This is a genomic window from bacterium (genome assembly GCA_021372775.1).
Lineage (GTDB): Bacteria > Acidobacteriota > Polarisedimenticolia > J045 > J045 > JAJFTU01.
In genome coordinates this window covers 1-7,153 of the sequence record JAJFTU010000026.1, presented here as the reverse complement: position 1 = coordinate 7,153, position 7,153 = coordinate 1, and the positions used below count along the sequence as shown (strand labels likewise).

Annotated in this window: 9 protein-coding genes; 7 read left to right on the top strand and 2 right to left on the bottom strand. The window is 74.8% G+C overall.

All coding sequences use genetic code 11. The features are described 5' to 3' along the window. A partial coding sequence (locus LLG88_00820) for a hypothetical protein (GenBank protein MCE5245453.1) occupies nucleotides 1-714 on the bottom strand: 714 nt, incomplete at its 3' end. Nucleotides 715-928: 214 nt separating this feature from the next. Beyond that, nucleotides 929-1,708: an AraC family transcriptional regulator gene (locus LLG88_00815; GenBank protein MCE5245452.1), complete on the bottom strand. Its 780-nt coding sequence runs from the start codon at nucleotides 1,706-1,708 to the stop codon at nucleotides 929-931. Between the two features lie 74 nt (nucleotides 1,709-1,782). On the opposite strand from LLG88_00815, the gene pgsA reads away from it, so the two are divergent. The 7 genes from pgsA to LLG88_00780 all read left to right on the top strand — a co-directional run. After that, complete coding sequence (gene pgsA, locus LLG88_00810) at nucleotides 1,783-2,436, top strand: CDP-diacylglycerol--glycerol-3-phosphate 3-phosphatidyltransferase (GenBank protein ID MCE5245451.1); 654 nt, start codon at nucleotides 1,783-1,785, stop codon at nucleotides 2,434-2,436. Beyond that, a complete protein-coding gene (locus tag LLG88_00805; GenBank protein MCE5245450.1) occupies nucleotides 2,433-3,113 on the top strand; it encodes a DUF502 domain-containing protein in 681 nt (226 codons plus the stop codon). The genes pgsA and LLG88_00805 overlap by 4 nt, the downstream gene beginning before the upstream one ends. After that, nucleotides 3,110-4,399: a CinA family nicotinamide mononucleotide deamidase-related protein gene (locus LLG88_00800; GenBank protein MCE5245449.1), complete on the top strand. Its 1,290-nt coding sequence runs from the start codon at nucleotides 3,110-3,112 to the stop codon at nucleotides 4,397-4,399. The genes LLG88_00805 and LLG88_00800 overlap by 4 nt, the downstream gene beginning before the upstream one ends. Continuing rightward, complete coding sequence (gene thpR / locus LLG88_00795; protein ID MCE5245448.1) at nucleotides 4,399-4,968, top strand: RNA 2',3'-cyclic phosphodiesterase; 570 nt, start codon at nucleotides 4,399-4,401, stop codon at nucleotides 4,966-4,968. The genes LLG88_00800 and thpR overlap by 1 nt, the downstream gene beginning before the upstream one ends. Further along, entirely contained in the window at nucleotides 4,958-5,578 is a 621-nt protein-coding gene (plsY, locus tag LLG88_00790) for a glycerol-3-phosphate 1-O-acyltransferase PlsY (protein MCE5245447.1), read from the top strand. The genes thpR and plsY overlap by 11 nt, the downstream gene beginning before the upstream one ends. Nucleotides 5,579-5,618: 40 nt before the next feature. Then, nucleotides 5,619-6,641 carry an NAD(P)-dependent glycerol-3-phosphate dehydrogenase gene (locus LLG88_00785; protein ID MCE5245446.1) on the top strand — a complete coding sequence of 341 codons (1,023 nt, stop codon included), beginning with the start codon at nucleotides 5,619-5,621 and terminating at the stop codon, nucleotides 6,639-6,641. After that, nucleotides 6,638-7,153: hypothetical protein (locus LLG88_00780; protein ID MCE5245445.1), on the top strand; the 516-nt coding region annotated here is incomplete at its 3' end. The genes LLG88_00785 and LLG88_00780, both read left to right, overlap by 4 nt.

The following is a 7,153-nucleotide window of genomic DNA, read 5'->3' as shown; positions in this document are numbered from 1 at the left end:
GAGCGCCGCGCAGCGGACGACGCCCGACGGGCGGTCGCCGGGCGCGGGGCGGGGAAGCAGCGCGGCGAGGGCGTCGATCGCCTCGCCGCCGCCGATCGTCGGCAGCGCTTCGGCGGCGATCGGCTCGGCGACGAGGTCGGGCGCCGTGCGGGCGATCCGCCCGAGGCGCGCCGCGGAGTCGGCGTCCCGCGCGACGGCGAGGCCGAGGACCGCCGCGCGCTGGACGATCGGCGCGCGGTCGTCGAGGCCGGCGCGGAACGCGCGCACGGCCAGCGGATCGGTCGGCGCCGCCTCGCGCAGGGCGGCGAACGCCTGCGCGCGGACCGCGACGTCGGCCGAGCCGAGGAAGCCGCGGCAGGCCTCGCGCGGCTCGGCCTCCTCCCACATCCGGCAGAGCAGCCGGACCGACGTCTCGCGGACGGTCCGCTCCTGATCGGCGGCCAGCGGCCGCAAGAGGTCGATGGCGCCGGCGCCGAGCAGGTCGGCGGCGACGGAGGCCGCCTCGAGCCGGACCTCCGGCGCGGCGTCGGCCGCGCCGCGCTCGAGGAGGGGACGCGCCTTGGCCCCTGTGGGCTTGAGGCGGCGCAGGTCGGCGAGGGCGCGGACGCGGTCGCGCGCCTGCGGCGAGGCGAGCCGCTCGGCGACCGGCTGGAGGTTGGCCTCGGCGGCGAGAGCGCACGGCGCGAGCGCGCCGGCCAGGAGAATCAACGCCAACCCGCGAGTCATCCCGAAGAGCCTCCGCGCGGGGTCGGGCCCCGCGCGGCCGAGATTACCGCGAAGACGGGAAGGCGTCAGTCGCCCGCGCCGGGGACGGCGCCCGTCTTCCGGTCGGCGCGGCCGGTCCGCGGAAGAGAAGAGAGCGAGCGCGGCCCGGGGACGGCGCCGCGCGGCGCCGCCCCGGAACGCGATTTCGGCGGGAGACGAGCGGTCAGTCGGCGGCCCGCTCCGGCATGACCGGAAGCCCGGCGGCGTGCTCGTCGAGCGCCGCGACGTCGGCGGACAGCCCGCGCGCGAAGGCCCGCGGCGACATCCGCCGCAGCTTGAGGAAGCTGCGGTGGAAGTGCCGGTAGCTGCCGTAGCCGGCCAGCGACGCGATCGTCGCCAGGGAGCGGCCGCCTTCCCGCAGCAGCTCCTCCGCCCGCTCGATCCGCACGAGGTGGATGTACTCGGTCAGCGTGACGCCGCACTCCCGCCGGAAGAGGGCGGAGAGGTAGGTGCGGGTGACGCCGAGCGTCGAGGCGACGCGGGAGAGCGAGAGCGGCTCGCCCCAGTGCGATTCGATGTGCCGGCGGGCGCGCACGGCCACCGGGTGCATCGGATGGCGGTGGGGCAGCAGCTCGCCGGCCGTCCGCTCGGCCAGCGCGAGGAAGGCGTCGCAGAGCGGACGTCCCGCCCCCGCCGCGGCGAGCGCGTCGGCGAGCGCGAGACGCTCCATCTCGGGCAAGGCGGCGCGCTGCGGCCTCGCGGCGTCCGCCGCGCGGCAGAGGACGGAATGGAAGTAGAGCGCCGCCGTGACCGGCGCCGTGGCCGCCGTCGGCGCCATCGCCTCGGCCAGCGAACTGGCCGCCGCCCGGAAGGCGGCGATGTCGCGCTTGTCGGCCGCGGCGAAGAACGGTTGGGCCGCGGACCACTTTCGGGAAATTTCCGGTATCCTCGCCGACGCGCTTTCGTCGGCCGCGACGTCGCGCAGGGGCAAACGGTCCTGCATCGGTCCTCCCCGGGGCGCCCCCGCCCTCACGCGGATCAAGTACGCTGATGGACCGAAATGAGCAACCAACGGCCATGAATCTACCGAACACATTGACGCTTTTTCGGATTTTTCTTGTTCCGCTCCTCGTGGTGGTGCTTCTGGCGCCGCCGTTGCACTTGTGGGACACGCCGTTCTTCGGGCCGAGCTCGCTCCGCGAGCTGCTCGGGGTGGGGATCTTCCTGCTGGCCGCCGTCACCGATTTCTTCGACGGCTTCCTCGCCCGGCGGCGGAACCAGGTGACGACCCTCGGGACGCTGCTCGACCCGATCGCCGACAAGCTCCTCACGTCCGCGGCGTTCATCTCGCTGGTCCAGATGCCGCGCCAGTACCTGCCGCGGAGCGGGGACTTCATCCCGGTCGCGCCGGCCTGGATGGTCGTGATCATCGTCGGGCGGGAGTTCGCGGTCTCCGGCATCCGCTCGATCCTCGCGGTCCGCGGCGTGGCGCTGCCGGCGTCGATCTGGGGGAAGCTCAAGACCGGCAGCCAGATCGTCGCCATCTCGCTCTTGATCCTCACCAACACCCTCGAGCGCTGGCAGGGGATCTCCGCCCTGCCGATCGTCGCGCTCTGGGTCTCGATGCTCCTCGCCCTCTGGTCGGCGGTGGACTACGTGATGAAGTTCGTGAAGTTCGTGCCCGACTTCCGCGCGGCCGCGCCCGCGGCCCGCGCCGCCGACCCGCGATGAGCCGCTGGACGGCCCACGTTCGGTCGCGCATCGCGACGGGGCTGTTCGTCCTGCTCCCCGCGGCGCTGACGGTCTGGCTGATCGTGCTGATCTTCCGCGCGATCGACCGCGCGCTGGCGGAGCAGGTGCTGCGCCTCGTCGGCGCCGACCACGCGCCGAACGTCGCGATGCTCTGGACGTCGCGCGCGCTCGCCGTCCTCGCGATCTTCGCCGCGCTCTACGTCGTCGGCTTGGTCGCGACCAACGTCGTCGGGCGGCGGCTGCTCGGGGCGACCGAGGCCGGCGTGCGCCGGCTGCCGGTGCTCGGCGGCGTCTACGGCGGGTTCCGGCAGCTGCTCGACGGGTTCAAGCCGGGCGGCGGCTCGATCTTCCGCCGCGCCGTGCTGATCGAGTACCCGCGCCGCGGCTGCTTCCGCGTGGCGTTCGTCACGAACGACCAGCCGCGTCTCGTCGGCGATCCGCCGCGCCGCTGCATCGCGGTCTTCGTGCCGCAGACGCCGAACCCGACATCCGGGTTCCTCGTGCTCCTCCCGGTCGAGGAGTGCCGGCCGCTGGGGCTTTCGCCCGAGGAAGGGCTCAAGATGATCGTCTCCGGCGGCATCGTCGCGCCGGAGAAGCTGCCGATCGACGGCGCCGAGTTTCCGGCCGCCGACGGGGGAGAGGACGACCCGGCATGAGGACTCCGTTGGCCTTCGTGCTCGCCGTGGGGGACGAGCTGGTGACGGGCCGGCGCGCCGACGGAAACGGCGTGCGGATCGGACGTTGGCTCGAAGGGCTCGGCTGCCGCGTGCTCGCCCGGTGCCTCGTGCCGGACGATCCGGCGCTGATCGCCGCCGCGCTGAAGACGGCGCTCGACGGCGGCGCGGAAGTCGTCGCCGTCGCCGGCGGGCTCGGCCCTTCGGTGGACGACGTGACGCGGGACGGCATCGCGGCGGGGCTCGGCCTGCCGCTGGAGCTGAACCCCGGGCTGCTCAAGGCGGTCGAGGCGCGCTACCGCGACTTCGGCCGCGAGATGGCCGAGTCGGCCGGCCGTCAGGCTCTGCTGCCGCAGGGGGCCGAGCCGATCGCCAATCCGATGGGGACCGCCCCCGGCTTTTTCGTGGACCTCGGGCGCGTCGTCGTGGCGGCCCTGCCCGGCGTGCCGCGCGAGATGGAGGCGATGCTCGACCGCGAGGTCCTGCCGCGGCTGCGCGCGCGCCTCGCCGGCGCCGCGGTGCTGCGCACCACCGTGCTGCGCGTCGCCGGCCTCCCGGAGGCGGAGGTCGATCGCCGCGTCCGGTCGGCGGGGATCGAGCCGGGAACGGCGCAGGTGACGCTGCTGCCGCGCTACGGCGAGGTCGATGTCCTGGTCACGCTGCGCGCCGAGACCGACGAAGAGGCGGACGAAGCGCTGCCGCGCGCGCTCCGCGAGCTCGAGCGGCGGCTCGGGGACCACGTCTACGGCCGGGACGCCGACACGCTCGTCGGGGCGGTGCGGGATCTGCTGACGCCGCGGCGCTGGACGCTCGCCGTGGCGGAGACGATCACCGGCGGGCTTCTCGCGAAGAACATCGTCGACCTGCCCGGGGCGGGGCGGTTCTTCGTCGGCTCGCTCGTGCCGTACGCCGACGCGCTCAAGCCGCTGATCCTCGGCGTGCCGCCCGACCTGCTGGATCGGTGCGGGCCGGTGAGCGCCGAGGCGGCGCGGGCGATGGCCCACGGCGTGCGCGCGCGGCTCGGCGCCGACGTCGCGCTGGCCACGACCGGCATCGCCGGGCCGGCCGGCGGGACGGCCGACAAGCCGGTCGGGCTCGCCTACATCGCCGTCGTGTTCGGGGACCAGACGCTCGTGCGGCGCCATCTCTTCGCCGGCGACCGGGCGACCGTCCGCCACATGGCGACGACGATGGCGCTCGAGCAGACCCGCCGGGCGTTGGCCGGGCTCGCCCCGCTCGGCGATCCGACGGACGACGCGGGGCTCTGATGGGACGCCGCCTCTTCCTCGCCGCCGCGCCGCCGCCGGCGACGCTCGACGCCCTCGCCGCCTTCGCGGCGCGGACGCGGCGCCGCGACGACGGCTGGCGCTGGGCGGGGCGCGAGGCGCTTCATCTCACGCTCCGCTTCTTCGGCGACACCGAGGAACGGCTTCTCGCGCCGCTGCGCGCCGAGCTGTCGGCGGTCGCCGCGCGGGGCCGCGGCGGACTGTTTTCGATCGAGGGGATCGGCGCCTTTCCGGGCCCCTCGCGGCCGCGGGTCCTCTGGGCGGGGATCGCGGGGCCGACGGAGCGGCTCGCCGCCTTGGCCGGCGACGCCGAGCAGGCCGCGCGGCGGCTGGGGTTCGCGCCGGAGGCGCGCCCCTTCGCGCCGCACCTGACGCTCGCGCGGGCCGCGCGCGAAGGACGCCCGACGATGCCGCGGCCGGCGGAAGCCCCGGTCTTCGGCCCATTTCCGGTGGACGAAATGATCCTTTTCGAGAGTCATCTCGGTCCCGGCGGCGCGCGCTACGAGCCGCTGGGCCGGTTCGCGCTGCGCGGGGACGGCGATGGCGTCTGACGCGCTCGCGATCCTCGTCGCCTTCCTCTGCGGAAGCGTCCCCTTCGGCGTGATCCTCGTCTTCCTCTTCCGGGGAATCGACGTGCGCCGCGTCGGCTCGGGGAACATCGGCGCGACCAACGCGATGCGCGCCGGCGGGGCGTGGGTCGGCGTCGCCGTCCTCGCCCTCGACGCGCTGAAGGGGGTCGTCGGCGTCCTCCTCGGGCGGGCCGTCGCCGGCGGCGCGTGGAACCACTGGGGCGCGCCGTGGCTGGAGGGGGCGCTGGCCCTCGCCGCGATCGCCGGGCACGTCTTCACCCCGTGGCTCCGGTTCCGCGGCGGGAAGGGGATCGCCGCCGCGCTCGGCGTCCTGATCGCGCTCGACTGGCGGCTCGCCGTCGCCGCGCTCGCCGCGTTCCTGATCGTCTGCGTTCCGACCCGGATCGTCAGCGCCGGCTCGCTCGCCGCGGCGACGACGGTCGCGGTCGGCGGCTTCCTCTGCGGCGACCCGGTCCGGCGCGGCCCGTTCCTGCTCGCCGCCGCCCTCCTCGTCATCTGGCGGCACCGCGAGAACATCGTCCGCTTGATGCGCGGGGAAGAGTCGCGGCTCGGCCAAAAACGGCTATCGTAGGACTTCGCCGCGGCCGGACGGGCCGGGCGGAGGAGGACGGATGGGCGCAGCGCCGCTGGCGGTGCTGGGCGCGGGATCGTGGGGCACGGCCCTCGCGGTTCATTTGGCGCGCCGCGGTCCGGTTCGGTTGTGGTGCCGGGCGGAAGATGGTCCGGAAGAGATCGCGCGGCGCGGCGAAAACCGCGTCTTTCTGCCGGGCGTGCCGTTCCCGGAACGGCTGGAACTGGTCAGCGCCGACGCCGAGGCGGTGCTCGACGGCGCGCGCGCCGTCGTGCTGGCGATCCCGACCCAGTTCCTGCGCTCGTTCGTCGCGTCGCGGCGCGACGCGCGCTGGCCGGCGGGACCGATCGTCATCGCGAGCAAGGGGATCGAGGTCAAGACCCTCAAGCTCCCGTTCCAGATCGTCGGCGAGGAACTCGGGCCGGAAGGCGCGCGGCGGACCGTCGCGGTCTGCGGGCCGTCGTTCGCCCGCGAGGTGGCGATGGACGAGCCGACCGCGGTCGTCGCCGCGGCGGAGAACGCGGAGATGGCGGAGGCCGCGCAGCGCGCCTTCAGCCACGGCAACTTCCGCGTCTACACCTCGCCCGACCCGCTCGGCGTCGAGCTCTCCGCGGCGCTGAAGAACGTCGTCGCGATCGCCGCCGGCGTCGCCGACGGGCTGGGGTTCGGGCACAACGCGGGCGCGGCGTTGATCACGCGGGCGCTGGCCGAGATCTCGCGGCTCGGGGTCAGCCTCGGCGCGCGGCGCGAGACCTTCATGGGGCTCGCGGGGATCGGCGATCTGGTCCTGACCTGCACCGGCGGGCTTTCGCGCAATCGCCAGGTCGGACAGGCGATCGGCCGCGGCCGCACCCTCGCCGAAGTCCTCGCCGAGATGAAGATGGTCGCCGAAGGGGTCGAGACCTGCCGCGCGGCGCGCGCCCTCGGGCGGCGCCAGAAGGTGCCGATGCCGATCGTGGAGCAGGTCCACGAGATCCTCTTCGAGGACAAGGATCCGCGCGTCGCGCTGGCCGAACTGCTGGCGCGGCCGCTGCGCGCGGAGCCGGAGCCGCCGCTGCCGTGATCGACACGCACTGCCACCTGCTGCCGGGGCTCGACGACGGCGCGCCCGACATGGCCGCCGCGGAGGCGATGGCGCGCGTCGCGGCGGAGGACGGCGTCTCCGAGATCGTCGCCACGCCGCACAGCCGGGAGTGGGACTACAACAACGAGCGGAGCCGGATCCTCACCGCGGTCGAGGCGCTGCGCGTGCATCTGAAGCGCGCGGGGATTCCGCTCCGGCTGCACGTCGGCGCCGAGGTCCATCTGACCGACCGGCTCGTCGCGAAGATCCGTTCGGGACAGTTGGCGACGTTCGGCGACGCGGGGAAGTACCTGCTGCTGGAGTGCCCCTACCGCACGCCGCCGGTGCGGCTCGAGGAGACGATCTTCGAGCTGCGCGTGGCGGGGATCACGCCGGTCCTCGCCCACCCGGAGCGGATCCGCTGGTTCCAGGAGGATCTCGCGCGCCTCGAGTCGGCGATCCGCCTCGGGGCGCTGGGGCAGATGACGGGTTCCAGTTTGGTCGGCGACTTC

Bases quoted from the DNA above. Each gene is read 5' to 3' on its own strand.
- LLG88_00815 (MCE5245452.1), bottom strand. From the start codon at position 1,708: ATGCAGGACCGTTTGCCCCTGCGCGACGTCGCGGCCGACGAAAGCGCG.
- pgsA (MCE5245451.1), top strand. From the start codon at position 1,783: ATGAATCTACCGAACACATTGACGCTTTTTCGGATTTTTCTTGTTCCG.
- LLG88_00805 (MCE5245450.1), top strand. From the start codon at position 2,433: ATGAGCCGCTGGACGGCCCACGTTCGGTCGCGCATCGCGACGGGGCTG.
- LLG88_00800 (MCE5245449.1), top strand. From the start codon at position 3,110: ATGAGGACTCCGTTGGCCTTCGTGCTCGCCGTGGGGGACGAGCTGGTG.
- thpR (MCE5245448.1), top strand. From the start codon at position 4,399: ATGGGACGCCGCCTCTTCCTCGCCGCCGCGCCGCCGCCGGCGACGCTC.
- plsY (MCE5245447.1), top strand. From the start codon at position 4,958: ATGGCGTCTGACGCGCTCGCGATCCTCGTCGCCTTCCTCTGCGGAAGC.
- LLG88_00785 (MCE5245446.1), top strand. From the start codon at position 5,619: ATGGGCGCAGCGCCGCTGGCGGTGCTGGGCGCGGGATCGTGGGGCACG.